This window comes from Betaproteobacteria bacterium, assembly GCA_016791345.1.
Taxonomy (GTDB): Bacteria; Pseudomonadota; Gammaproteobacteria; order Burkholderiales; family JAEUMW01; genus JAEUMW01.
In genome coordinates this window covers 1-24,887 of sequence record JAEUMW010000320.1, presented here as the reverse complement: position 1 = coordinate 24,887, position 24,887 = coordinate 1, and the positions used below count along the sequence as shown (strand labels likewise).

24 protein-coding genes and 1 tRNA gene are annotated in these 24,887 nt (G+C 66.5%); 20 read left to right on the top strand and 5 right to left on the bottom strand.

The features are described from left to right. The first annotated feature begins 7 nt into the window (after nt 1-7). The 5 genes from hflK to JNK68_12760 are packed head-to-tail and all read left to right on the top strand — an operon-like array spanning nt 8 to nt 4,833. Nucleotides 8-1,189, top strand: coding sequence for an FtsH protease activity modulator HflK (gene hflK, locus JNK68_12780; GenBank protein ID MBL8541230.1), 1,182 nt, complete (start codon nt 8-10; stop codon nt 1,187-1,189). After that, complete coding sequence (gene hflC, locus JNK68_12775; GenBank protein ID MBL8541229.1) at nt 1,189-2,076, top strand: protease modulator HflC; 888 nt, start codon at nt 1,189-1,191, stop codon at nt 2,074-2,076. Before hflK ends, hflC begins: the two co-directional genes overlap by 1 nt. 57 nt (nt 2,077-2,133) lie before the next feature. Further along, a complete protein-coding gene (locus JNK68_12770) occupies nt 2,134-2,319 on the top strand; it encodes a DUF2065 domain-containing protein (protein MBL8541228.1) in 186 nt (61 codons plus the stop codon). A 21-nt stretch (nt 2,320-2,340) separates the two neighbouring features. After that, a complete protein-coding gene (locus JNK68_12765; GenBank protein MBL8541227.1) occupies nt 2,341-3,498 on the top strand; it encodes an ATP phosphoribosyltransferase regulatory subunit in 1,158 nt (385 codons plus the stop codon). Nucleotides 3,499-3,537: 39 nt separating this feature from the next. Continuing rightward, nucleotides 3,538-4,833: an adenylosuccinate synthase gene (locus JNK68_12760; GenBank protein MBL8541226.1), complete on the top strand. Its 1,296-nt coding sequence runs from the start codon at nt 3,538-3,540 to the stop codon at nt 4,831-4,833. 13 nt (nt 4,834-4,846) lie between these two features. Here the strand turns inward: JNK68_12760 and JNK68_12755 are convergent, their stop codons facing one another. Further along, the gene (locus JNK68_12755) at nt 4,847-6,202 is read right to left on the bottom strand and encodes a lytic transglycosylase F (GenBank protein MBL8541225.1); all 1,356 of its coding nucleotides are present in this window, start codon (nt 6,200-6,202) and stop codon (nt 4,847-4,849) included. A gap of 351 nt (nt 6,203-6,553) precedes the next feature. Between JNK68_12755 and JNK68_12750 the strand changes: the two genes are divergently transcribed. Together JNK68_12750 and JNK68_12745 are read left to right on the top strand one after the other, a co-directional pair. Continuing rightward, the gene (locus JNK68_12750) at nt 6,554-7,387 is read left to right on the top strand and encodes a peptidoglycan DD-metalloendopeptidase family protein (protein ID MBL8541224.1); all 834 of its coding nucleotides are present in this window, start codon (nt 6,554-6,556) and stop codon (nt 7,385-7,387) included. Nucleotides 7,388-7,443: 56 nt separating this feature from the next. Beyond that, entirely contained in the window at nt 7,444-8,289 is an 846-nt protein-coding gene (locus JNK68_12745) for a carbohydrate kinase (GenBank protein MBL8541223.1), read from the top strand. 14 nt (nt 8,290-8,303) lie between these two features. Here JNK68_12745 and JNK68_12740 read toward each other — a convergent pair whose 3' ends face one another. Continuing rightward, complete coding sequence (locus JNK68_12740; protein ID MBL8541222.1) at nt 8,304-9,182, bottom strand: ROK family protein; 879 nt, start codon at nt 9,180-9,182, stop codon at nt 8,304-8,306. 324 nt (nt 9,183-9,506) lie between these two features. Further along, a tRNA-Leu gene (locus tag JNK68_12735) sits at nt 9,507-9,593 on the bottom strand. Nucleotides 9,594-9,633: 40 nt separating this feature from the next. Here JNK68_12735 and rnr point away from each other — a divergent pair. The 8 genes from rnr to JNK68_12695 all read left to right on the top strand — a co-directional run bounded on the left by rnr (nt 9,634) and on the right by JNK68_12695 (nt 17,699). Continuing rightward, entirely contained in the window at nt 9,634-11,844 is a 2,211-nt protein-coding gene (gene rnr, locus JNK68_12730; protein MBL8541221.1) for a ribonuclease R, read from the top strand. Between the two features lie 17 nt (nt 11,845-11,861). Then, complete coding sequence (gene rlmB / locus JNK68_12725) at nt 11,862-12,620, top strand: 23S rRNA (guanosine(2251)-2'-O)-methyltransferase RlmB (GenBank protein ID MBL8541220.1); 759 nt, start codon at nt 11,862-11,864, stop codon at nt 12,618-12,620. A 104-nt stretch (nt 12,621-12,724) separates the two neighbouring features. After that, complete coding sequence (rpsF, locus tag JNK68_12720; GenBank protein MBL8541219.1) at nt 12,725-13,132, top strand: 30S ribosomal protein S6; 408 nt, start codon at nt 12,725-12,727, stop codon at nt 13,130-13,132. A 21-nt stretch (nt 13,133-13,153) separates the two neighbouring features. Next, nucleotides 13,154-13,447, top strand: coding sequence for a primosomal replication protein N (priB, locus tag JNK68_12715; protein ID MBL8541218.1), 294 nt, complete (start codon nt 13,154-13,156; stop codon nt 13,445-13,447). 53 nt (nt 13,448-13,500) lie between these two features. Continuing rightward, nucleotides 13,501-13,788, top strand: a complete 288-nt coding sequence (locus JNK68_12710; GenBank protein MBL8541217.1) for a 30S ribosomal protein S18 — start codon at nt 13,501-13,503, stop codon at nt 13,786-13,788. Between the two features lie 11 nt (nt 13,789-13,799). Then, entirely contained in the window at nt 13,800-14,249 is a 450-nt protein-coding gene (locus JNK68_12705) for a 50S ribosomal protein L9 (protein ID MBL8541216.1), read from the top strand. A gap of 117 nt (nt 14,250-14,366) precedes the next feature. Further along, entirely contained in the window at nt 14,367-15,761 is a 1,395-nt protein-coding gene (gene dnaB, locus JNK68_12700) for a replicative DNA helicase (protein ID MBL8541215.1), read from the top strand. A gap of 1,146 nt (nt 15,762-16,907) precedes the next feature. After that, a complete protein-coding gene (locus tag JNK68_12695; GenBank protein ID MBL8541214.1) occupies nt 16,908-17,699 on the top strand; it encodes a serine/threonine-protein phosphatase in 792 nt (263 codons plus the stop codon). A gap of 32 nt (nt 17,700-17,731) precedes the next feature. On the opposite strand, the gene JNK68_12690 is transcribed toward JNK68_12695, so the two are convergent. Beyond that, complete coding sequence (locus JNK68_12690) at nt 17,732-18,223, bottom strand: glutathione peroxidase (protein MBL8541213.1); 492 nt, start codon at nt 18,221-18,223, stop codon at nt 17,732-17,734. Between the two features lie 77 nt (nt 18,224-18,300). Between JNK68_12690 and JNK68_12685 the strand changes: the two genes are divergently transcribed. The 5 genes from JNK68_12685 (at nt 18,301) to JNK68_12665 (ending at nt 24,601) form a co-directional block, all read left to right on the top strand. Next, nucleotides 18,301-20,097 carry an ATP-binding cassette domain-containing protein gene (locus tag JNK68_12685; protein ID MBL8541212.1) on the top strand — a complete coding sequence of 599 codons (1,797 nt, stop codon included), beginning with the start codon at nt 18,301-18,303 and terminating at the stop codon, nt 20,095-20,097. A gap of 188 nt (nt 20,098-20,285) precedes the next feature. Then, entirely contained in the window at nt 20,286-20,963 is a 678-nt protein-coding gene (locus JNK68_12680; GenBank protein ID MBL8541211.1) for an NAAT family transporter, read from the top strand. Between the two features lie 180 nt (nt 20,964-21,143). Further along, the gene (locus tag JNK68_12675; GenBank protein MBL8541210.1) at nt 21,144-21,803 is read left to right on the top strand and encodes a methyltransferase domain-containing protein; all 660 of its coding nucleotides are present in this window, start codon (nt 21,144-21,146) and stop codon (nt 21,801-21,803) included. Between the two features lie 167 nt (nt 21,804-21,970). Next, nucleotides 21,971-22,663 carry a two pore domain potassium channel family protein gene (locus JNK68_12670; protein ID MBL8541209.1) on the top strand — a complete coding sequence of 231 codons (693 nt, stop codon included), beginning with the start codon at nt 21,971-21,973 and terminating at the stop codon, nt 22,661-22,663. An 18-nt stretch (nt 22,664-22,681) separates the two neighbouring features. Then, entirely contained in the window at nt 22,682-24,601 is a 1,920-nt protein-coding gene (locus JNK68_12665; GenBank protein ID MBL8541208.1) for a peroxidase, read from the top strand. Here JNK68_12665 and JNK68_12660 read toward each other — a convergent pair. Beyond that, nucleotides 24,598-24,887 (bottom strand): hypothetical protein (locus JNK68_12660; GenBank protein ID MBL8541207.1); only part of this gene is annotated, 290 nt, incomplete at its 5' end. The two genes, JNK68_12665 and JNK68_12660, sit on opposite strands and share 4 nt — an antisense overlap.

Sequence of the window (24,887 nt, the reverse complement as noted above, 5' to 3'; positions counted from 1 at the left end):
ATGGCACGTGGCTCTCAATGATCCCAATTGGGGTCGCCGCGGCAGCAACGAAGGTCCGCCGGACCTCGACGAGCTGTGGCGCAACCTCACGCAGAAGTTCAACAAGATGTTCGGCGGCCGGGGCGGCGGCCCGAGCGAGCCCGGACGCTCTCCGCTCGCCCGCATTCCCGGCGGCGCCGGTCTCGTGGTGGCGATTGCCGTCGCGCTGTGGCTCGCCAGCGGCTTCTATATCGTCGACGCCAGCCAGCGCGGCGTAGTGCTGCGTTTCGGCAAGTACCTGCAGACCACGCAGCCTGGCCTGCAATGGCATATTCCGTTTCCGTTCGAAAGCGCGGAGATCGTGAACGTGTCGCAGGTGCGCACGGTGGAGGTCGGCTATCGGGCGACCGTGAAGAGCAAGGTGCTCAAGGAATCGCTGATGCTCACCGATGACGAAAACATCATCGACCTGCAGTTCGCCGTCCAGTACCTGGTCAAGAACCCCGAGGACTTCCTCTTCAACAACCGCAATCCGGACGAGGCGGTGATGCAGGCGGCGGAAACCGCGATCCGCGAAGTTGTCGGCAAAAGCAAGATGGATTTCGTGCTCTATGAGGGGCGCGAGCAGGTGGCGGCATCGGTGCAGAAGCTCCTGCAGGAGATCCTCGATCGCTACCGGACCGGCATCGAGGTCAGCAAGGTCACCATGCAGAATGCACAGCCGCCCGAGCAGGTGCAGGCCGCGTTCGACGATGCGGTCAAGGCCGGTCAGGATCGCGAGCGCCTGAAGAACGAAGGGCAGGCGTACGCGAACGACGTCATCCCGCGTGCTGCCGGCATGGCATCGCGCCTCACGCAGGAAGCCGACGGCTATCGGCAGCGCGTCATCGCCACCGCCGACGGCGATGCAAGCCGCTTCCGCCAGGTGCTGGTCGAGTACCAGAAGGCGCCCGCCGTGACCCGCGACCGCATGTATCTCGACACCATGCAGCAGATCTTCGGCAACGTCACCAAGGTGCTGGTCGACCAGAAGGGCGGCAACAATCTGCTGATGCTGCCGCTCGACAAGCTGATGCAGATGTCGGGCGCCGCAGCGCCGGCGGCCGACGCCAGCGCAAAACCGACGGCGATTCCGGAGGCGGTGCCGCCTGCGGATACGCCGGTGCGTTCCCGCGACTCCTTCCGCGGTCGCGACAGGGAGGCACGGTGATGGCGCGCAATATCGGTTTGATCGTCGTCGTCGCGATCGTCGCACTGATCGTGCTGAGCCTGTCCATGTTCACCGTCGATCAACGGCAGAGCGCCATCGTGCTGCGCTTCGGGGAAATCATCTCGGTGGCGACCAAGCCCGGTCTCTACTTCAAGATTCCGATGGTGGACAACGTGCGCTTTTTCGACATGCGCATACAGACGTTCGAGACCAGCGAGCCGGAACGCTTCATCACGTCCGAGAAGAAGAACGTGCTCGTCGACTACTTCGTCAAGTGGCGCATCTCGGACGTGAAACAGTATTACATCAGCGTAGGCGGCGATGAGCCCCGGGCGCAGACACGTCTTCTGCAGACCATCAACGACAGCCTGCGTGCGGAGTTCGGCAAGCGCACGATCCACGATGTCGTCTCCGGTGAACGCGACAAGATCATGGACCTCATGCGTGAGCGCGCGAACGAGGATGCGAAGAAGATCGGCGTGCAGGTGCTCGACGTGCGCTTGAAGCGCGTCGACTTGCCGCAGGACGTGAGCGAATCCGTGTATCGCCGCATGGAGGCGGAACGGAAGAAGGTGGCGAACGAGTTGCGCTCGATGGGTGCGGCGGAATCTGAAAAGATACGCGCCGACGCCGATCGGCAGCGCGAGGTCATTCTCGCCGAGGCTTACTCGGAGGCGCAGAAGATCAAGGGCGAGGGCGACGCGAAGGCGTCGGCCATCTATGCGCAGGCCTTCGAGCAGAGCCCGGAGTTCTACTCGTTCTATCGCAGCCTGGAGGCCTACCGGCAGAGCTTCAAGAGCAAGAGCGACGTCCTCGTGATGGATCCGAACACGGAGTTCTTCAAGTACTTCAAGAACCAGGGGTCGGCCGGGAAGGGATCGAGATGACGCGGCGCGGACGGTTGTCCCGCGCGCACTGAACGGCAGCGTCCGCCAGGTCCATCCATGACGGGCACACTCGTGACGGCGCTGGCGCTCGTGCTCGTCCTGGAGGGCGCGCTGCCCTTTGCCGCACCGTCAATCTGGAAGGAGGCGTTCCGACGGATGATCGAGCTGAGCGACGGTCAGATCCGCTTCATCGGCCTGACTTCCATGCTGGCCGGCCTGCTGTTGCTGGTTCTGCTCGACTGACGGCGGCGGAGCACGTCGAGCATGGACAACTGGCGTCTGCCTGACCACATCGACGACGTGCTGCCGACCGAGGCGGCGCGCATCGAGGGCTTGCGCCGCGTGCTCCTCGACCTTTTCCGCGTGCACGGCTACGAGCTCGTCGCACCGCCCTTGATCGAATACGTGGAGTCGCTGCTCACCGGCAGCGGCCGCGACCTCGATCTCAGAACCTTCAAGCTCGTCGACCAGATGTCGGGGCGACTGCTCGGCGTGCGTGCCGACATCACACCGCAGGTTGCGCGCATCGACGCGCACATCCTGAACCGCTCCGGCGTGACCCGCCTCTGTTATGCGGGAAGCGTTCTGCATGCGATGCCGGGTGGCGCGGCGCGCCGGCGCGAGTTGCTGCAGATCGGCGCCGAGATCTACGGCCACGGCGGCATCGAGAGCGACATCGAGATTCAGCGCCTCATGCTGGAGGCGCTTGCCTGCGCCGGCTGCAGGAGTCTGCAGCTGGACCTCGGGCACGTGGGACCGTTTCGCGCGCTCATCGCGCGCGGTGGAGTCGATGCCGCGAGTGAGCTCACGTTGTCGCAGGCCCTGCGCAACAAGGATTTTCCGGCGCTGCGCAGGCTCGTCGGCGGCCTGCCGAAGGCCATCGGCGATGCGCTGCTCGCCCTCGGCGAACTGTACGGCGAGGCGGAGGTGCTGCACGAGGCGCGGCGCCGTCTGCCTGATCTCCCGCCGATTCGCGCGGCGCTCGACGACCTCGAACGGGCGTCGCAGGCCATCGCAGACCTGCCGGTCCGCTGTTCGTTCGATCTCGGCGAACTGCGCGGATATCACTACCACACCGGCATCGTGTTCGCCGCGTACGTCGAGGGACAGGCCGACGCGATCGGCCGCGGCGGGCGTTACGACGAGATCGGCCGCGCTTTCGGACGCGCCCGCCCAGCCACCGGATTCACCCTCGATCTGCGCGACATCGCCGGCATCGGCGCCGACGCCGCGCGGCCTCGCGGCATTCGTGCGCCCTGCTCGGACGATCCCGCCTTGCGTGAGACAATAGCCATGCTGCGCCGCTCCGGCGAGGTCGTGATCGTCGAATTGCCCGGGGCCGGCAGGGCGGTTGCGGACGGCGCGATCGACCGCGAACTGCGTTGCGTGGACGGGCGCTGGCAGGTGCTGCCGATGGCCTAGCGGCAGGAGATACCCTTACAGGAGGAGCGAGACCCGAAGATGGCGCGCAACGTGGTGGTCGTCGGCACCCAGTGGGGCGACGAAGGCAAGGGCAAGGTGGTGGACTGGCTGACGGATCACGCGCAGGGCGTGGTGCGTTTCCAGGGCGGTCACAATGCGGGGCATACGCTCGTCATCGGCGGCACCAAGACGGTGCTGCACCTGATTCCTTCGGGCATCCTGCGCGCCGGCGTGCGCTGCTACATCGGCAACGGCGTGGTGGTCTCGCCACAGGCGCTGGTACAGGAGATCGACACCCTGCAGGCCGCCGGCGTCGACGTCATGAATCAGCTCGTCGTGAGCGAAGCCTGCCCGCTCATCCTGCCGTGTCACACGGCCCTCGATGCCGCCCGCGAGACGGCCAAGGGCGACGCCCGCATCGGCACGACGGGTCGCGGCATCGGGCCGGCCTACGAGGACAAGGTCGCGCGCCGCGCCATTCGCCTGCAGGATCTGTTTCACCGCGAGCGCTTTGCGGCGAAGCTCGGCGAGATGCTGGACTACCACAACTTCGCCCTGAAGCAGTATTACGGGGCGGCCACCGTCGATTTCCAGAAGACGCTGGAAGAGACGCTTGCGCTGGCGGGGCGCATCAAGTCGCTCGTGGGCGACGTGCCGCGCATGCTGTACGAAGCGCAGCGGGCGGGCTGGAATCTGCTGTTCGAGGGAGCCCAGGGCACGCTGCTCGACGTCGATCACGGCACCTATCCGTTCGTCACCTCCAGCAACTGCGTGGCGGGTGCCGCGGCCGCCGGCAGCGGTGTCGGACCGGGGGCGCTGCAATACATCCTCGGCATCACCAAGGCCTACACCACGCGCGTCGGGTCCGGGCCGTTTCCGACCGAGCTCGCCGATGACACCGGGCGCCAGATCGCCACCCGCGGCAACGAGTTCGGTGCCACCACGGGTCGCCCGCGCCGCTGCGGCTGGTTCGACGCGGCTGCCCTCAAGCGCTCGATCCAGATCAACGGCGTATCCGGCCTGTGTGTGACGAAGCTCGACGTGCTGGACGGGTTCGAGCGCCTGCGCATCGGCATCGGCTACCGTGTCGGCAAGCTCGATCTCGACATCTTGCCGGCCGGTGCCGAGGCCCTGGCCGAATGCGAGCCGGTGTACGAGGAGCACCCCGGCTGGTCGGACAGCACGGTGGGCATCAAGCACTTCGCCGCGCTGCCCGACGCCGCACGGCGCTATCTCAAGCGGATCGAGGAAGTCTGTGGCGTGCCGGTCGATCTCATCTCGACCGGACCCGATCGCGAGGAGACGATCGTCCTCCGGCATCCGTTCAAGATCTGAGCGCCCAACTCTTTCAGCGGCGCGCGGGCGGGCTACCCGCTGCTTCGTCGAGGCGAAAAGCCTCGAAATAGAGATAGACCTCGTTCACTTCGTGCGTGCGCTGATCGCCGAGCGTGAGGTCCGCCACCAGCTCGACGTTTCTTTCCCAGCGGGCAGGGTCGAGGCCCAGGTCGCGCGCGTAGCGCTGCAGCGTCTGCACCTGGCGTGGTCCCATGCGGTAGGCGGCGACGGCGAGATCCATGCTTCCCGCATCGGCGCGGTCGCCGCGGGCGTACTCGTCGCGCAAGCTCGCGAGATAGCGCACGCCAGCCTCGATGTTGCGCTCCGGTCGGTCGATGTCGGTCACCCCGACCTTCGCCGCCATCTCCGGCGTCACCTGCATGATGCCGATTGCCCCGTCGGCGCCGCGGCGCCCCGACTCCAGATTTGACGCGGCGAGCGCCTGCGCCAGCACGAGCCGCCAGTCGAGTCCGGCGGCGGCGCTGTACTTCTTGATGGCTTCCACCACGGCCGCCTGGCGCCTCAACAGCGGGCGCGCCTCCGGATTCTCGATCCAGCGCGTGTCCCGAAAATAGCGGTCGAAGATCATCCGGTTCAGGGTGCTGCGGGCACCGTCTTGGTCGATGAAGGCGTCGAGCGCCTCACGCAGCTCGCGGCTTTCCGGACGCACCGCCCAGGCGATGTTGCCGCCCACGTTCACCGCCAGCTTCTCGTGCACGGCGATCATGGGCAGCACCTGGGCCCACAGCTTTGCCCGGTGGGAATCGACCACGGTATAGTCTACGACGCCGGCATTGACGAGTTCGAGAATGTCTTCGGACTCGATGCCGGAACTTGCTTCGACCACCTCGACGGGGGCTTTCCCCGCCGCCCGCTGTGCCCGCGCGAGTGCCTGCAGATGCTCGGCGTAGCTCGAACCGCGCACGACGACTATGCGCTTGCCACCGAGGGCCGCGAGCGAGGCCGGCGCGGACACCTTGCGATTCGTGACCACGATCTCGTCGACGTCGACCAGATAGGGCAGCGAAAAGTCCACCTTCTGCTGCCGCGCGGGCGTGATGGTGAGGCTCGCGGCGGCGATGTCACCTCGCCCCTCGAGCAGGTCCGGCAAGGCGCGATCGAGGTCGGTGACGACGAATTCGAGCCGGATCGGATGCTTCTGCCGTCGCACGCGCTCGTTCAGGAAGCGCTCGAACTCGCGCAGATACTCGTATTCGAAGCCGCGCGGCTCGTGCTTGCTCACGAAGAAGTTCGTGCGCGTGTAGTTGACCAGCACGCGCAAGGTGTCGATCTCGCGCAGCGGCAGCCGATCGAGTCGCCGGTCCACCGTGCTGCGAAAGCGCAGCAGGGATCCGTCGGCCAGCGTCACGGGCTCTCCCGCAGTACCTGCGGAGGTCTTCTCGGGAGTGCCGACATCTGTCGATCCCGTCAGCCCGTTCGGAGCCGCAGGGGAAGGCGGAGGCTGTGACGCGTCCCGGTTGCAGGCGGCGAGGAGACCGAGGCAAATGCAGGCAAGGCCGGCGATGCAGCGCGCCAGTTTCAGACGCAGGCATTCGGCGGCGCGTGGTGGCCTGACGCGAGGCGGCTCGGGTGGAATCTGCATTGCGTGCAATCGACTGGAGGCGCATTCTACCGCGTTGCTTCACGGCGATTGACACTCGCCTGGAGCGTCCGGGCGGCTTCGCGTATATTCACGCGCCGTCGCCTGCTTGCCCGTTCCATGAACCGCCGTTGCTTTCTCGTTTCATTTGGCACGATGATGACCCTTCCACCGTGGATGCCCGCGGCATTCGCCGAGAGCCTGCCGCGCATGGCGAGCGTCCCCGGCGGTGTGGCACGCATCGACCTCGGTGCCGCGGCTGCGGCACCGCAGGCTCGTCTCGGCGATGACCGCGTGCTGGTCCTGCGCGAGGCCGATCACTGGACGGCGTGGGTGGGCATCCCGCTCGACGCCCGACCGGGCTCGCAATTGTGGGTGACGCGCGAGGCAGCGGGAGGCGCCGGAAAGCGTTTTGCGATCGAGGTGACCGCCAAGCAGTACGCGGAACAGCATCTCAAGGTCAAGCCCGGACAGGTGGAACTCTCGCCGGAGGACCTCGCGCGCTACGAGCGGGAGCGCGCACATCTGGAGGAGGTGCGGCGGACCTTCTCGGAGTCGCCACCGGCGACGTTGCGACTCGTCCAGCCGGTGCCCGGGCCACGCTCGAGTTCGTTCGGATTGCGGCGCTTCTTCAACGGGCAGCCGCGCAGCCCGCACAATGGCATGGACATCGCCGCAGCGCAGGGCACTGCCGTGGCCGCAGCAGCGGCGGGGAAGGTGGTTGACGTCGGCGATTATTTCTTCTCGGGCCGGACGATGATCCTCGACCACGGTCAGGGGCTGCTCACGCTTTACGCGCATCTCTCCGCGGTGGGTGCTCGCACAGGTGCCGTGGTCGCAGCCGGCGCGCCCATCGGCAAGGTCGGCGCAACCGGGCGGGTCACGGGGCCGCACCTGCATTTTTCCGTTTACTTGAATACCGTCGCCGTGGACCCGGCGTTGTTTCTTGCTTGAGGGGGCGTGCCGGCCCCGCCGGCGGTGGCCTACGACAGCAGGGAGGGAGACAACGAATGGCCTGGATCGTCGTGATCGGCTCGGTGGCACGGGACGAAGTCATCCGGCTGGTCGAGCCGCTGCGACCGGGCGCTCACCTGAACGGTATTCCGGGCGGATCGCGGCTCGGGGGCGGTGGCGCCAACACTGCCGTCACGCTGGCCGGGGCAGGGCATCGGGTCACGTTGCTCGCGAGCGTGGGCGAGGATGCCGCGGGTGACTGGCTGTTGACGGAACTGCAGTCGTGCGGGGTGGACACTTCGGGTGTTGCGCGCGTGGCGCGCCCCACGACGCACTCCCTGGTGTTCGTCGACCCGTTAGGCGAGCGCACGATCGCAAATCTCGGCCGCTGCGAGGAAGCCGATCCGCCGTACCGGTTGCGCGACCTGGCAGCCGACGCCGTCTTCGTGCGCAGTCGGCGTGATGACCTGGGGTCCCTGCTTGCAGAGCAGGCCGAGAAGTCGCTCGTCGTAGCGCATGTGCCGCCGGTGGATGTCGGGTCACGACCCGCGCAGGTCATCGTTGCGTCGCGCTCGGATCTGGGCGAGGCCGCCACTGGGGACCTGTGGGCGCTGGGCCGGCGCGTGGCCGGGGAGCGCTTGCGCTGGTTCGTGCTGACGACCGGCGCAGACGGGGCGCGCGCCATCTCCTGCGACGACGCACTCGATGCAGACGCCGCCCACGTGGCAACGGTGGACACCACGGGTGCCGGGGACGCATTCGCGGCCGGGCTGGTGCACGGCCTGGTGAGCGGGTATGCAATGCCGGACGCGCTTGCCATGGCGGTCAGGTTCGGCACGGAGGCGACGCTGTGGCCGACCTCGGCGTTGCCGGCAGCAGCGGTTCAGCGCCTCCTCAAGTAACCGGAGCCCGGCAGTCAGCGGCCCACCAGCGCGGCGCCGATCACCCCCGCCGAATCGCCCAGCGCGTGACGCACGATCGGGGTCTCCAGGGAATCGCTGAAGACGCAACGCGCCGCCTCGGCAACACCGTGCGTGTACAGTTCGTCGATGTTCGAAAGACCGCCACCGAGCACCACGATGTCCGGATCGACGATGGCGATGACATTCGCGATCGACCGGCCGAAGCGCGCGAAGAATTCGGCCATCACCGCGCCGGCGGCGGCGTCTCCCGCACGGCAGGCGGCGACGATGTCGGTCGCGGCCGTGTGCGCGCCACTCGATTCGGCGTACCGGCGCTCGATGCCGGATCCGCTGATGAACGTCTCGACGCAGCCGCGCTGCCCGCAGTAGCAGAGCGGTCCGCCGGGATCGATGGACATGTGACCCCATTCGCCGGCGATCGATTGCAGGCCGGTGTGCACGGCGCCATCGAGCACCAGCCCGCCACCGCATCCCGTACCCATGATCACGCCGAACACCACGCGCCTGCCGCGGCCGGCGCCGTGCAGCGCTTCTGCCAGCGCGAAACAGTTGGCATCGTTCTCGAGCACGAAATCGCGCCCGAGCCGCGCCCGCAGATCGGTTGCCACCGGCATGCCATTCAGGCACACGGTGTTGGAGTTCTTGAGCAGTCCGCTGCGGCGCGACAGCGCCCCCGGAGTGCCGATGCCGAGTGTATGCGCGGCACCGTCGGCCGCCCGCTGCATGTCGCGATAGAGGGCGACGATGCCGTCGAGCACGCTGTCGTAGCTGGAGGCGTCGGTGGGTACGCGCTGGCGAAAGCGCTCGATCCCTGCCGCATCCAGAACGATCCCTTCCGTCTTGGTGCCGCCGAGATCGATGCCGAAGCGCAGGCTCTCGCTCACGAGCGTGCTCCGTGAGACTCGGGAGCATCATCCGAGGCACGCTGCAACGCTTCGGAGTTGGACGATGTCGTCATGGTCTGCAGGCCTCGCGCGCGCCGCTGCGACGCGCGGATAAGCGCGATGTATCGAACGCCGGGTCGTCGCGCTCGCTTGACGCATGTCGTCGCTTGCATCATTGTCCGCGCTTGATTAACGGCGCGGTAATCCGCAACATGGCACCCTTTTGCGTGCGCTCTGCGCGACCGAAGCTGGCGTGACAGGGGATATGCGAGGGAAGGAACGAGGGGCGATCGACTGCGCTGTCGCCCGTCCTGGTGCCGAGAAGAGGACTCGAACCTCCACAGGGTTGCCCCCGCCAGGACCTGAACCTGGTGCGTCTACCAATTCCGCCATCTCGGCTTTCGGACCGGGATTTTAGTTGAAACGGCCTGCTTGTCAAATGTCGAACACCCGCCTTCGCAGTCGTGATCCTCACCTCGCACGGGAACGTGACCGTTATGGCCACGCGTTGCCGAGCCGGGAGTTCATCCTCGATGTGCTCGAGCAGCAGGGCGCCCCGGTGACGCCCAGTCGGCTCAACGATCTGCTGGACATCGAGCCGGAGGAGGAAGCGCTGTTTCAGCGGCGGCTGAGCGCGATGGAGCGCGACGGCCAACTGCTGTTCAACCGCAAGGGCGACATCTGCATTGCCGGCAAGCTCGACCTCGTCGCCGGGCGTGTGCAGGGGCATCCCGACGGGTTCGGCTTTCTCATCACCGACAACGAGGGTCCGGACATCGCGCTCGGACCGCGCGAGATGCAGAAGGTGCTGCATGGCGACCGCGCGATGGTGCGCCGGACCGGCGTGGATCGGCGCGGTCGGCCCGAAGGCAGGATCGTCGAGGTGCTGGAACGGCGCAACAAGCACCTCGTCGGCCGTTTTCACGACGAGCACGGCGCGCTTTTCGTGGTCCCCGAGGATCGGCGCATCGCGCAGGACATCCTGATCCCGCCGCGCGATGCGGGTAACGCCGTTCCCGGGCAGATCGTGACGGTCGAGATCATCGAGCAGCCGAGCTTCCACACGCAGCCGATCGGCCGCGTCACTGAAGTTCTCGGCAATTACGGTGACCCGGGCATGGAAATCGAGATCGCGCTGCGCAAGCACGCGCTGCCCTTCGCGTTCTCGGCCGCGGCAGAGCGGCGCGCGAATGGCTTTGCGCCGGAAGTGACCGCGACCGACCACGCGGGGCGCGTCGACCTCACGCACCTCCCGCTGGTGACGATCGATGGCGAGACCGCGCGCGATTTCGACGATGCGGTCTACTGCGAGGCCCGCGGCAAGGGCTTCCGGCTGATCGTCGCCATTGCCGACGTGAGCCATTACGTGCGCGACGGCGACGCGCTCGACGGCGAGGCACGGGAGCGCGGCAATTCGGTGTATTTCCCGCGACGCGTGATTCCGATGCTGCCGGAAGCGCTTTCGAACGGGCTGTGCTCGCTTAATCCCGGTGTCGATCGTCTGTGCGTCGCCTGCGACATGGACATCGACCATCGTGGCCACATCGTCGGCTACAGGTTCTGTCCGGCGCTCATGCACTCGCACGCGCGGCTGACTTACACCGAGGTGGCCGCGATCCTGGCAGACCCCGCTTCGGCGCCGCCGTCGCGAGCCACGCTCGTGCCCCACCTCGAGAACCTGCAACGGCTGTTTCGCGTGCTCGTGGGTGCGCGGGTGCGGCGCGGCGCCATCGACTTCGAGACCATCGAAACGCAGATCGTCTTCGACGACCATGGCAAGATCGAGCGCATCGTGCCGGTTCAGCGAAACGACGCGCACCGGCTGATCGAGGAGTGCATGCTGGCCGCGAATGTCTCCGCGTCGGACTTCCTGCAGCGGCACGAGCATCCGACCCTGTACCGCATCCACGAGGGTCCGCCGCCGGAGAAGCTCGATCAGCTGCAGGAGTTCCTGAAGGAGTTCGGCCTGTATCTCACGGGCGGCGAAGAGCCGGCGGCGAAGGACTACGCGAAGCTGCTTGCCCGCATCAAGGACCGCCCGGACGCACAGCTTCTGCAGACGGTGATGCTGCGCTCCCTGTCGCAGGCGGTATACAGCCCCGAGAACGTCGGGCACTTCGGCCTCGCCTACGAGGCCTACACGCATTTCACCTCGCCGATCCGTCGCTATCCGGACCTCCTCGTCCATCGTTCGATCAAGGCCGTGCTGGAGGGGCGGACGTATGCCCCCGGCAGCTGGAGCGAACTCGGACGTCATTGTTCCGAGACCGAGCGGCGGGCGGACGAGGCGTCACGCGACGTGATCAACTGGCTCAAGTGCTACTTCATGCGTGACCGCCTCGGTGAGACGTTCCCCGGGACGGTGAGCGCGGTGACGGAGTTCGGCATCTTCGTCGCGCTCGACGAGATTCATGCCGAAGGTCTGGTCCACATCTCCGAACTCGGTGCGGATTATTTCCATTTCGATCCACCGCGGCATCAGCTGCTCGGCGAACGCACGGGGCAGCGTTTCCGGCTGGGTGACCGCCTGCGGGTGCGCGTCGTGCGCGTCGACATGGAGCGGGCACGGATCGATTTCGTTCCTGCCGATGCCGAAGAGGCACAGACGCACCCTCGCGCGCGCCGGTCCGCTGAGCGCCGAGGCCGCTGATACCGGGAAGCAAGGCGGTGGCGCAGGAGCGCAGAGTGTTCGGCTTTCATGCGGTGAGAAGCTGCATTCGCCAGAATCCCGCGGGCGTGGCGACGCTGTACGTGCAGGCGGGGCGTGACGACGTGCGCATGCGCGATCTCGTCGCGACGGCTGGCCAGGCCGGGTTGCGCGTCCTGACGGTCGAGCGCGAACGCCTCGACCGCCTCGCCGGTCACACGCGGCATCAGGGCGTCGTGGCATCAGTACTGGCGAGCGATCATCGGCCCGATCTCGACGACATCCTCGGCGCGCTGACGGAACCGGCGTTGCTGCTGGTACTCGACGGCGTGCAGGACCCGCACAATCTGGGCGCCTGCCTGCGCGTCGCCGATGGCCTCGGCGCGCACGCCGTGATCGTTCCCAAGGACCGCTCGGTCGGGCTTACGCCGACCGTCGCAAAGGTCGCCTGCGGGGCGAGCGAGACGGTGCCCTACGTTGCGGTGACGAATCTCGCGCGAACCCTGCGCGCCCTGCAGGAACAGGGCGTGTGGATCGTCGGGGCGGACGCTGCGGGGACGGCAAACCTGGGCGACGGTGATCTTGATCTGCGCGGACCGCTCGCCTGGGTGCTCGGGGCAGAGGGGGAAGGCTTGCGCCGCCTCACCCGCGAGACGTGCGACGCGCTCGTGCGCATTCCCATGATCGGCACCGTCGAGAGCCTGAATGTCTCGGTGGCGGCGGGCATCTGCCTGTACGAGAGCCGGCGGCAGCGGCCCGCATCCGCAGGGGCGTCGTAGCCTGGCTTGCCGTTGCCAGGCGGCTCCAGATAAAATACCAAGTTTTTCAACCCTTGCCCCACCACTTGCAGCGTGGGGGGCTTGAATCCACAAGGAGGCTGCAGATGCGACACTACGAAGTCGTTTTCATCGTGCATCCCGATCAGAGCGAGCAGGTGCCCGCGATGATCGAGCGCTATCGCACGATGCTCACGAGCCACAACGGCCAGATTCATCGGCTCGAAGACTGGGGTCGGCGGCAGATGGCCTATCCCATCCAGAAGATGCACAAGGCGCACTACGTGCTCATGAACATCGAGTGCGATCAGGATGCCCTCGACGAACTCGAGCATGCCTTCAAGTTCAATGACGCGGTTCTGCGCCACCTCACGGTCAAGATGACCCAGGCAGTGACGACGCCCTCGCCGATGATGCGGGAGGAAAAGGCACGTCCGGTGGAGGAGAAGACGCGTCCGGCGACCCCGCCGCCGCCCCCTGCGGAAGAGAGCGCAAAGGAAGCGACCGCGAGCTGACGGCAGCGTCGCGCGCTCAGCGTGGGAGCGAACAAGGTGGTGCTATCCGGTATCGTCGCAAGGATCGACGCATTGCGACACACACCCGCCGGTATCCCCGTTCTGGACTTCTCGCTGAGTCACGCGTCGTCGCAGATGGAGGCTGGCCACCTGCGTGAGGTCAGGTTCGAAGTGCCGGCCGTCGCGATTGGCGAGATCGCCACCAGGCTCGCGACGAGAGGCTCCGGCGAGCGGGTCGAGATCGCGGGATTTCTGGCGCAGCGCAGTGCCCGCAGCACGCAGCTCGTGGTGCACGCGACAGAAGTCAGGGATTGATTTGATACAGGCGGGTCAGCAACCCTGCCGACAACCGAGTTGAGGACAGAGTCATGGCATTCGGAAGAGGACCCCGGTCCAAGAAGGACGACAAGGGCAAGGGCAGAGACGGTGGCTACCGCGGCCTGTTCAAGCGGCGCAAGTTCTGCCGTTTCACCGCCGAGGGCGTGAAGCAGATCGACTACAAGGATATCGAGGTGCTGAAGGAGTTCATCGGTGAGAACGGGAAGATCATTCCCGCACGCATCACCGGCACGAAGGCCCGTTACCAGCGGCAGCTCTCGACGGCGATCAAGCGCGCACGGTTCCTGGCGCTGCTGCCCTACACCGACCTTCACTGAGGAGCATAGCCGTGCAGATCATCCTCATGGAGAAGGTGACGAACCTCGGCGAGCTGGGCGAGATCGTCAAGGTGCGGGAAGGTTACGCACGCAACTACCTCATCCCGCAGGGCAAGGCGAAGCGCGCCACGCAGGCGAACCTGGCGGAGTTCGAAGCACGCCGCACCGAACTGGAACGTGTCCAGGCGGACAAGCTCACGCATGCGCAGCAGCAGGCAGCGAAGCTCGACGGCGTGGTGGTCCAGGTGACGCAGAAGGCGGGCGTCGACGGCAAGCTCTTCGGTTCCGTCACCAATATCGATATTGCGGATGCGCTGAAGGGCGAGGGCTTCGACGTGCCACGAGCGTCGATCCGCATGCCTTCCGGTCCGCTCAAGCATGTCGGCGAGCACACGCTCGAGGTCGCGCTTCACCCGGATGTGACGATCATGTTGACGGTGTCGGTGCTGGCGGAAACCTGAGCCCCCGGGCGACATCGACTCGAGACAGGAAGCCGCCGCAATGGCGGCTTTTGTTTTGCGCCGGCAAGCGCGAGACGCGGTGCTAGAATCTTCGCCGTTGCATCCGGCCGCCCCAGCATGAGTTCCGTCCTTTCAGCCATTACCGCCGACCCGCATCTCGATGCGCTCAAGCTGCCGCCGCACTCCGTCGAGGCGGAGCAGGCGGTGCTCGGCGGCCTCCTGCTCGACAACGAAGCGCTCGATCGCATTGCCGATCTCGTCACCGAGAGCGACTTCTACCGGCACGACCACCGGCTCATCTATCGGCATGTCTGTCGCATGGTCGAGAAGGGAAGGCCGGCAGACATCGTCACCGTCGCCGAAGCGCTCGACAGCTGCCGTGAGCTGGACGGGGTGGGCGGTCTCGCCTATCTCAGCGCGCTCGCGCAGAGCACGCCGTCGAGCGCGAACATACGGCGCTATGCGGAGATCGTTCGCGAGCGGGCCATCATGCGTCAGCTGGCCGAGGTCGGCTCGGGCATTGCGGAGTCCGCCTACGTGCCCGCAGGGCGCTCCGCGCGCGAGCTGCTCGACGAGGCGGAAGCGAAGGTATTCGAGATCGGCGAGGCGGGGGCGCGCAACCGGCAGGGTTTCCAGGAGCTGCCGCCGCTGCTGACGGAGGTGGTCGAGCGCATCGACCAGCTCTACAGCCAGGAGAATCCCAGCGACGTGACCGGCATCGCGACCGGTTTCGGTGATCTCGACCGTCAAACCTCCGGTTTGCAGCCGGGTGATCTCATCATCGTCGCCGGACGTCCGAGCATGGGCAAGACGGCGTTCGCGCTCAACATCGGCGAGCACGTCGCGCTCGAGCTCAAGCTCCCGGTCGCCGTGTTCAGCATGGAGATGTCGGGCGCCCAGCTCGCCATGCGCCTCATCGGTTCCGTCGGGCGTCTCGATCAGCATCGGCTGCGAACCGGGCGCCTGGAGGACGACGACTGGCGCCGGCTCACGCATGCGGTGGGGCGCCTCAACGACGCCCCGGTCTACATCGACGAGACGGCGGCCCTGACGGCACTCGAGCTGCGCGCGCGTGCCCGGCGCCTCGCCCGACAGTGCGGCGGCCCCGGTCTCGGGCTCATCGTCATCGATTACCTGCAGCTCATGTCCGCATCGAGCGCGGGTGAGAACCGCGCGACGGAGATCTCCGAGATCTCACGGTCGCTGAAGGCGCTCGCGAAGGAGTTGCGGGTGCCGGTGGTTGCGCTCTCGCAGTTGAATCGCAGCCTCGAGCAGCGTCCGAACAAGCGACCGGTCATGTCCGACCTGCGCGAATCCGGCGCCATCGAACAGGATGCGGATCTCATCCTGTTCATCTATCGCGACGAGGTCTACAACCCGGAGAGCCCGGACAAGGGCGTTGCCGAGATCATCATCGGCAAGCAGCGCAACGGGCCGATCGGCACCGAGAAGCTCACCTTCCGGCGCGAGTTCACGCGCTTCGAGAATTACGCTGCGCCGGGACGGTACTGAGGCTTCAGGCTGGAGCAGCCGTCGCCTCCTGCGGCGCCGGTGCGTTGCGGCTAACCATACGCAAGCCGACGAAATATCATGAACGCGGCAAGCGCAATACCGATGAAAAGGATGGTATGGGGCTCGGGCGGCGCTGGGTCGGCTTCGGCCGGCTCCGGGGCGGTGGACGCCTCACCGGCACGCTCCCGGATCCGGTAGGGGAGCGAGGAGCGGCCGGTCGGGGACTCGAGCGGCGTGGCGATGGCATCCCTGTCCGCGTAGCGGGCAACGGGAAAGCCTGCATTGGGCCCGGGCTCGGCAAGCGAACCCATCGCGAGCTTGCTGTCCCGCGAAAGCATCGCGACCGGGACAACGCCCGCGAACGCGGCGCGAGTCGCAGGATGGTCGCTGGGCGAGCGTGTATTCCGGCGGGCGGCAGCAACGGAGCGACCGCTCCTCTCACGGGAAGGCAGCGTGAGGCGAGCGCCATCCTTGCAGACAGCCCGGGACAAAGTCCAATTGCAGTTGCTCTTCGCTATTCTCTTGGCCGGCGCGACTTCGCGCGTCTCGGGCGGCGCGCTCGGTTTGCAGGATTGCCGCCAACTGCCTGGGTCGAGGTAAGCCCGGTTCGGCGGCGATCCGTCAGACGAATACGCACCATAGAAGTAGGCGAGCGACTGCACACTGGGCAGACAATTTCCCGGACCCGCGGCACCGGCCGCAGCGGTTCCGGGGACGAGCAAGACGGCAAGGACAGCGGTTATCGCGGTGACCGTCACGTGTCCTGTACGGCACTTCATGGTTCCCCCAAAGCTCGTGTCATTCTTGTTGGCCGGGCCGCGATACCCCGCAGCCGGCGAGACGGCCGACGCTCCCGGACAGCGTCGCAATCCCTGTCTGGCGTGGGTTTGGAGCCATCGGTCGCTCGGCCGTTGCTTCCGCAACGGAGTTCTGAACGCCGTTTGCGCCAAAAACCTCACGCTTTGGTAGGTTTAAGGATAGGAAACTGAGGATGAACGGTCAACCAGCACTGATGGCCGGCTGCCCGCGCCGATGCGCCGGGTTCTGGCCAAGGCCGCAGGCGAGGGGCGCCGCGCTTGCGCCTCGCGCGCCAGCAGCCCGCAGTGCATAATCGCGCGATTTGCGGGAATCTGAGACAGGGAAAGCATGGTGATTATGTCGGAGACGCTGCGCACCGACGCGATGAATGTCGACGTGGCGGTGCTGTCGGAGGCGGGCGGCCGCGCGAACAACGAGGACGCCGTGGGGCATGCCAGCTCCGGATCGTTCTTCTGCTTCGTCCTGGCCGATGGTGCAGGCGGACACGGCTGCGGTGAAGTGGCCTCACAGGTGGTCGTGCGCACCGTGACCGATGCGTTCCGCGAGGCGCCGGGCGCTTCCGCCGAGATCGTGACGCGGCTCCTAGATGTCGCCAACCGCGCTGTGGTGACCGAGCAGCAGCAGGTTGCGGAGCAGCGGGACATGCGCGCGACGGTCGCGCTCCTGCTGCTCGATCTTGCCGGCCAGAGCGCGATCTGGGGGCACGTCGGGGACTCGCGCGTCTACGGTTTCCAGCACGGCAGCCTGTGCGTGCAGACGCGTGACCATAGCGTCGTGCAGTCCATGGTCGACGCCGGTTTCCTGCCGCCGGAGAGCGTTCGCACCAATCCCAAGCGCAGCGTTCTCACCGCTGCCATGGGGGACGCGGCGGGGTGCACGCCGGCGATTCCCGAAGCTCCGCTTGCGCTCACCGGGGACGAAGTGTTCCTGATCTGCAGCGACGGATTCTGGGAATACGTCGAGGAACGCGTTCTCCAAACAGAGCTTGCTCAGGCGGTCGGCCCGGCGGGTTGGCTGGACACACTCGAAGGCGAGCTCTTGCGCGGCGCCCGACCCGACCACGACAACTATTCCGCGATTGCCGTCTGGCTGAGTTCACAGGAAGCCATCCTGTTCTGACGTTGGCTGCGGGCGATGGACGCACCCGCGTGCTACTTTGCGAGTTCGGCCTCGATGTCGGCGGCGATGGTCGCCGGCCTTGTGGTCGGCGGGTAGCGACGCACCGCGGCACCGTCCCTGCCGACCAGGAACTTCGTGAAATTCCACTTGATGTCCTTGCTGCCGAGCAGTCCCGGCTGTGCGTTCTTGAGATACGCATAGACGGCATGGGCGCGCGGGCCGTTGACATCGATCTTCTCGAACATCGGGAACGTCACGTCGAAGCGGGACTGGCAGAAGTGCCTGATCTCATCGGACGTCCCGGGTTCCTGTTCACCGAACTGATTGCACGGGAAGCCGAGCACGGCGAAACCGCTCGATGCGTACTTCCGCTGCAACGCGTCGAGGCCGGCGTATTGCGGCGTGAAGGCACACTTGCTTGCGACATTGACGATCAGCAGCACCTTCCCGCGATACTCCGCGAGCGGGTGATGGCGTCCTTCGAGATCGCGGGCGCTGAAGTCGTAGACGGTGGGTTGCGTCACGCGGGATTCCCTGCAGCGAATACCGGTTGCAACACTTTAACCCCTTTCGCGCCTGATCAGGACAGCGCATCGCATTCATGAACGATGCGGTAAACCCAGCAGGTACCACGGAGACCGAGCGCCGCGGGTTCTCCCTTTCGACCCTCGCGCATCTGCGCTTCCTGAGCCGTTACGCGCATCCCTATCGCCGGCAGATTCTGGCGGCGGCAGGGGCCCTGCTGGTCGCGGCCGCCTGCTTCATCGTGGTCGGGCAAGGCCTCAAGCGCGTGATCGACGAAGGCTTCGTCGCGGCCAATCCACACGCGCTCAACCAGGCGCTGCTCACGCTGCTTGCGATTGTCGGCGTCATGGCCGCGGCGACCTATGCGCGGTTCTACTTCGTCTCCTGGCTGGGCGAGCGCGTCATCGCCGACCTTCGGCGCGACGTCTTCGACCATCTGCTGCGCCTGTCGCCGGGTTTCTTCGAGGCAACGCGCACGGGTGAGCTCATCTCGCGGCTGACCGCCGACACGGCGCTGTTGGAGACGGTCATCGGCAGCAGCGTATCGATGGCGCTGCGCAATACGGTGGTGGGGGCCGGCAGCCTCGGCATGCTCTTTCTCACGAGCGCGAAGCTGACGCTGCTCGTCCTCGTCGGTGTGCCGGCCGTGCTGCTGCCGATCCTTTTCTTCGGCCGACGCGTGCGGAAACTGTCGCGTGCCAGCCAGGACCGGGTTGCCGACCTGGGCGCGCACATCGACGAGACGCTGCACGAGATCCGGGTGGTGCAGGCATACGTCCACGAGAGCGTGGAGCGCCGCCACTTCGCACAGCGCATCGAGGCAGCGTTCGCGACCGCGGTCGATCGCATCCGCAGTCGCGGCGCCCTCATCGCAGCCGTCATCGTCGTCGTCTTCGGCGGTGTCGCGGCCATTCTCTGGGTTGGCGGACACGACGTCCTGGCTGGGCGCATCAGTGCCGGCGAGCTCTCCGCGTTTGTTTTCTACGCAACCCTGGTTGCCAGCGCCTGCGGCTCGCTCAGCGAAGTGGTGGGTGACCTGCAGCGGGGTGCCGGGGCTGCCGAACGCCTGCTGGAAATTCTGCGCACCGAGCCGCAGATTCGCGCGCCGGCCCGACCGGAGCCGCTGCCGGAACCGGCCCGCGGCGAAGTTACGTTCGATAACGTCACGTTCTGTTATCCGTCGCGACCGCGCCTGCCCGCGCTCGGTGCCCTGTCGCTGGCCGTGGCGCGCGGCGAGAAGCTGGCCCTCGTCGGACCCTCGGGCGCCGGCAAGAGCACGGTGTTCCAGCTTCTGCTGCGGTTCTACGACCCCGACACCGGTGTGATCCGCCTCGACGGTGTCGACCTGCGCGCGGCCGATCCGCTCGCGGTGCGCAGTCGCATCGCGCTGGTGCCGCAGGAGCCGGCGATCTTCGCGGCGAGCGTCGCCGAGAACGTGCGCTATGGCCGGCCCGACGCGAACGATGACGCCGTGCGTGCCGCGTGCGCAATCGCGTTTGCCGACGAGTTCGTCACCCGCCTGCCGCAGGGGTACGAAACTTACCTCGGCGAGCGCGGTGTGCGGTTGTCGGGCGGGCAGAAGCAGCGGCTCGCAATCGCGCGGGCGGTGCTCGCCGACCGCCCGATTCTGCTGCTGGACGAGGCCACGAGCGCTCTGGATTCCGCCAGCGAGCGCATGGTGCAGGCAGCGCTCGAGCGGCTCATGGAGGGGCGCACGACACTCGTCATCGCGCACCGGTTGTCCACGGTCCAGCGCGTCGACCGCATCGCCGTCATCGAGCACGGTCGCCTGGTCGCGATAGGTCGCCACGCCGAACTCATCGCGACGAGTCCGCTGTACGCGCGGCTGGCCGAACTGCAGTTCGGTCTCTAGACCGCGGTTGCGACCGGGCCGCGCGCCCCATGCGACTCTGCGTCGCGCGGGCTCGTGCAATGCCCGGCCTCCGTTGACCGTCTGCTTCGGTGGCGGTACCGTCCGCCCTTTGACTCGGCAGGCGTCCGTCTCCCTCGCGCGCGTGCCAGGTGGCGGACACGCAGACCCGAAGAGGAATCTCACGTCACATGCTATGGAGCGATCTCGCACAACTCGGCAGCGCTGTGCTCCTGATAGTCGGCGCCGTGCTCCCCGTCGTCAATCCGCTGGGAGACGCGGCCCTGTTCCTCAACATGACGCGAGGCTGCGACGCCGAGACCCGTGCCGAGCTAGCCCGACGCATCACGATCTATTCGTTCGTCCTGCTGCTCGCTTCGATGCTGTTCGGCTCCCTGGTGCTGCGCCTCTTCGACCTCTCGATCCCGGTGGTACAGATCGCGGGCGGTGCGGTGGTCTGCGCCCTTGGCTGGAACATGCTCGGCAGCACCGATTCCGGACCCGTCGTACCCCAGGCCGATGCCGACCATGCCAAGGTCAGCGCGCTGGCCCGCGCCTTCTACCCGTTGACCCTGCCGCTCACCATCGACCCGGGCGCGATCTCGGTGGCGATCACGGTCGGGGCGAACCACGCGCACACGGTGGAGCGCGTCGCCGTTCAGGTCGTGGCTGCCATCGTCGGCACCAGCATCGTCGCCGCCGCGATCTTCCTCACCTACCGCTATGCAGCGCGCGTCGGGCAATGGATCGGTCACACCGGCATGATCATCATGGTGCGTCTTTCCGCCTTCATCGTGCTTTGCATCGGTGTGCAGATCGGCTGGAACGGTGTCAAGTCGCTGCTCGCGAGCATCGGCATCGGGAGCTGACCGGGGACGGACGAGGGATAGTTTTCCGCGGCTGCAGACGGGCGCACATCCCGGCGTGTCATTGACCGCCGGGCGGTGTAGCGGTACTGTCGGCGCTCACAAGAACGGCGTGCGCGCGGCGTCCTGCCCTCGGCGAGAGCGGCGCACGTGCTTTTCCCCAACCGCATTGACAGGGATGCCATGCGTGCCTGGATCTACGATCAAACCTTCGTGGGGCTCACCGTCGGCTGGTACCGCGAAGTCCTGAAACGCCTGCCGCGCGGCGCACGGCTGCTCGACGTCGGCATCGGTACGGGCGGCGCGCTGGTGCGCAACGCGGCGCTCGTCAGGTCGCGCGACCTGCATATCGTCGGTGTCGACATCGACGGTGTCTATCTTCGCCGATGCAGGAAACTGGTCGGCGAGACCGGGCTCGGCCGCTATGTGACGCCGCTGCTCGAGTCAGTGTACGATCATCGCGGCGGTCCGTATGACGCGATCTATTTCAGCGCAAGCTTCATGCTGCTGCCCGACCCGGTGGGCGCGCTGCGCCACGCTGCACAGATGCTCGCGCCAGGCGGACGCATCTACTTCACGCAGACCATCCACACGAAGCGCGCCCCGGTCATGGAAAAGGTCAAGCCGCTGCTGCACCGCCTGACCACCATCCACTTCGGACGCGTCACCTACGAGCACGAACTGGTCGAAGTGGTCGGCCGCTCCGGTCTGCACCTTCACGAGTGGCACAACCTCGGTGGAACGCGCGACCTGCGCTTCTGTCTCGCCATGGCGAAGCGGCCCGCGCGCGGCGTGGAGAATGATCTGCCGGCGCCCGTCGCGGCGCGTGCCGCCGTGGCCTGAGCGTCGCGCAGCGGCGGAGGATTCGGCCGCTGCCGCATGATCCGGAGGCAAGCGCGGTGGGTGCGATGCGAAGCGGTGGACGGGGCGCCGCGTCGCGCGCCGTCCCGCTTGCGTTCGCGGCCCGATGCACCGACATGAACTCGCAATCGTCGATCCGGGAGCGCTAGATGGCGATCCGGGCAGCACGCGCTGCGCTCGCCCGCGTCTTCTTCCAGCGCTGCTTCTACCTCTTCATGGCGGTGCTCGTCCTGGTGACGATCGCACCCCTGATCGAACCGACACCCAATGGCCGGATCGCGCTCAACCTGCTCAGCGTCTTCGTCGTCGTCGCCGCCGTCGCTGCGCTCGGGCGCACAGTCGGTTCCTTCGTCGTTGCGCTGCTGCTTGCGATTCCGGCACTCGCGCTGCAGTGGGATGCCGTCAGGGCGCATCATCCGGAGATGCTGATCTGGTCGTGGGGGTTTGCGACCGCGCTGTACATCACGACGCTCGTTTACCTGTTACGCTACGTCTTTCAGCGCGATGTCATGACGGCGGACCGGCTCTGGGGCGCCGGCGCCAGCTACATGATGATCGGGGTGGTGTGGACTTACCTTTACGGCTTCGTGGAGCACTTCTATCCGCATTCCTTCAGCCTGGGCGGGGTCGTGGCGGATGTCGATCTTCCCGATCTCCTCTATTTCAGCTTCACCGTGCTGACCAGCACCGGCTTCGGCGACATGTCACCCGTTTCCCGGCCGGCGCGGTCGCTGTGCGTACTGGAGCAGCTCATCGGCGCGCTGTTCGTTTCCATCCTCATCGCGCGGCTGGCTGGGTTGTATCCACCGCAACGCGGCCGAATCCCGACCGACTCGAACTGAACACGGAGCGAACGCGCGATGAGCAATCCACTTTACGCCAGGAAAGTCGGCCTGCTCGGGAAGCTCGTCGATGGTCTGCTGGTGTGCTCCTTCCGTATCGTCAATCGATGGATCGAGTGGCACCGGCTGCCGAAATGGCCGGCCATCGCGAATCTCGCTGCGCTGCGCATCGAGCTGCGGCGCCATAACCTGCACGATACCGATGGCGACCTCGCCGTGCCCAAGCCCGGTTGCCCGTTCCATGACCCGAAAGCGGCGCGCGGCATGCGCACGGCAAGCGGCACGCAGAACGATCTCACCTTTCCAGCGATGGGCTGTCGCGGCTCCCGCTTCGGGCGCAACGTGCCGCGTGAGATTACGGCGCCCGACCGAGCGCGGCTTTACACGCCCGATCCGCTGCTGGTGAGCCAGAAGCTGCTGGCACGGCAGAAGTTCGTGCCGGCCAACAGCCTGAATCTCCTGGCCGCCGCCTGGATCCAGTTCCAGGTCCACGACTGGTTTGCGCACGAGAACGAAGAGCTCGACACCGGGAAGGACCTGCGGCTGCCGCGCTCGGGCGACTGGAAGACGGCGGAAATGTCGGTACCCAGAACGAAGGTCGATCCGGACGTGTTTACGCCGCTGGACGGAAAGTATCCGGCCTATCGCAACAAGAATCCGCAGTGGTGGGATGGCTCCCAGGTGTATGGCGAGACCGAGCAAGAGACGGAAGCGCTGCGCAAGGATCCCGCGACTCACCTGCTTTGTCCCAGCGGTTGCCTCTACCTGGGAGCCGACGGACTGCTGCCCTTCGACCCGGCAAGCGGTGCCACAGTGAGCGGGTTTACCTCCAACTGGTGGTTGGGGCTGGAAATCCTCCACACCTTGTTTGTGAAGGAGCACAACGCGATCTGCGAGCACCTCAAGAAGGCGAATGAGAAAGACAATCTCGGCTTGAGCGACGACGAGATCTTCAAGAAAGCGCGACTCGTCAACTGCGCGATCATGGCGAAGATCCACACCCTGGAATGGACGCCAGGGATCCTCGGGCATCCCGCCATCGGGCCGGGAATGGATGCCAACTGGATGGGATTGCTCGGGCACTGGTTCGGGGAAGGGCTGGCGCGACGCATCGCGCGCTTTCTTCCCGAGTTCTTCGGCAAGGAGATCCTGACCGGTGCGCCGCTTTCGGAGACCGACCATCACGGCGCGCCGTTCAGCCTCACCGAGGAGTTCACCACCGTCTACCGCCTGCACCCGCTGCTGCCGGACGCAGTCGAGATCCAGAGACATCAAGGCGGTACGGGGATCGGGTCGTACCCGCTGCCCAACGTCGCCTTCGAGAAGGCGCGCGCGCCGCTCGCCGACGGCGCCTCGATGGACGACCTCGTCTACAGCTTCGGCATCGCCCACCCGGGCGCGATCACCATCCGGAACTATCCCAACTTCCTGCGTGAGCTCACGGTGCCACCCGACGCCAACAACCGGCGGGCGCAGCTGCTCGATCTGGCCGCGGTGGACATTCTGCGCGACCGCGAGCGGGGGGTGCCGCGTTACAACGAATTTCGGCGCCAGTTGCGGAAGAAACCGGTCACCTCCTGGGAAGAACTCGCGGGCGTCAGGCCTGATCTCAGCGGGGAGCTCAAGGCGGTCTACGGTGGCGATCTGGAAGCCGTCGACACCATGGTCGGCATGTTCTGCGAGCGGCTGCCCGAAGGGTTCGGGTTCAGTGATACCGCCTTTCGCCTTTTCGTCCTGATGGCCTCGCGGCGGCTGAAGAGCGATCGCTTCTTCACCAGCGACTTTACCGAAGCGGTCTACACGAAACCCGGGCTCGATTGGATCCAGGCTACCGGCATGAAAGACGTCATCCTGCGCCATCATCCGGCTCTCAAGCCGGCCTTTGTCGGCGTTATCAATCCGTTCGCACCCTGGCGCCCGGCGGGCGCCATCCACTAGCGCAGTTCGAGAACGCGCTCGCTCATCTCGTTGCGGAAGATGCCGGCAGGATCGTGCGCCCGGCACTCCTCACGGAACTGCTCCAGGTGCGGATACATGCGTGCGGTCTCGGTTGCGCCGAGCGGATAGTGCTTGCCCCAGTGCGGCCGCGCGCCGAGCAGGGCGTGAGCAGCGCGGGCGAACCAGCGACACATGCCGTAGTACGCCTGCCGACGGTGCGGGCCGAGGTAGGTGAAGAGAGAGAACGAGAGCCACGCTTCGGTCGAGGACGAAGTCATCGAGATGA

Coding starts and splice junctions, on each gene's coding strand:
- JNK68_12770 (MBL8541228.1), top strand. CDS start 2,134: ATGACGGGCACACTCGTGACGGCGCTGGCGCTCGTGCTCGTCCTGGAG.
- JNK68_12670 (MBL8541209.1), top strand. CDS start 21,971: ATGGCGATCCGGGCAGCACGCGCTGCGCTCGCCCGCGTCTTCTTCCAG.
- rnr (MBL8541221.1), top strand. CDS start 9,634: ATGTCGAACACCCGCCTTCGCAGTCGTGATCCTCACCTCGCACGGGAA.
- JNK68_12750 (MBL8541224.1), top strand. CDS start 6,554: ATGAACCGCCGTTGCTTTCTCGTTTCATTTGGCACGATGATGACCCTT.
- JNK68_12765 (MBL8541227.1), top strand. CDS start 2,341: ATGGACAACTGGCGTCTGCCTGACCACATCGACGACGTGCTGCCGACC.
- hflC (MBL8541229.1), top strand. CDS start 1,189: ATGGCGCGCAATATCGGTTTGATCGTCGTCGTCGCGATCGTCGCACTG.
- JNK68_12665 (MBL8541208.1), top strand. CDS start 22,682: ATGAGCAATCCACTTTACGCCAGGAAAGTCGGCCTGCTCGGGAAGCTC.
- dnaB (MBL8541215.1), top strand. CDS start 14,367: ATGAGTTCCGTCCTTTCAGCCATTACCGCCGACCCGCATCTCGATGCG.
- rpsF (MBL8541219.1), top strand. CDS start 12,725: ATGCGACACTACGAAGTCGTTTTCATCGTGCATCCCGATCAGAGCGAG.
- JNK68_12695 (MBL8541214.1), top strand. CDS start 16,908: ATGGTGATTATGTCGGAGACGCTGCGCACCGACGCGATGAATGTCGAC.
- JNK68_12675 (MBL8541210.1), top strand. CDS start 21,144: ATGCGTGCCTGGATCTACGATCAAACCTTCGTGGGGCTCACCGTCGGC.
- JNK68_12760 (MBL8541226.1), top strand. CDS start 3,538: ATGGCGCGCAACGTGGTGGTCGTCGGCACCCAGTGGGGCGACGAAGGC.
- JNK68_12710 (MBL8541217.1), top strand. CDS start 13,501: ATGGCATTCGGAAGAGGACCCCGGTCCAAGAAGGACGACAAGGGCAAG.
- JNK68_12685 (MBL8541212.1), top strand. CDS start 18,301: ATGAACGATGCGGTAAACCCAGCAGGTACCACGGAGACCGAGCGCCGC.
- JNK68_12680 (MBL8541211.1), top strand. CDS start 20,286: ATGCTATGGAGCGATCTCGCACAACTCGGCAGCGCTGTGCTCCTGATA.
- JNK68_12745 (MBL8541223.1), top strand. CDS start 7,444: ATGGCCTGGATCGTCGTGATCGGCTCGGTGGCACGGGACGAAGTCATC.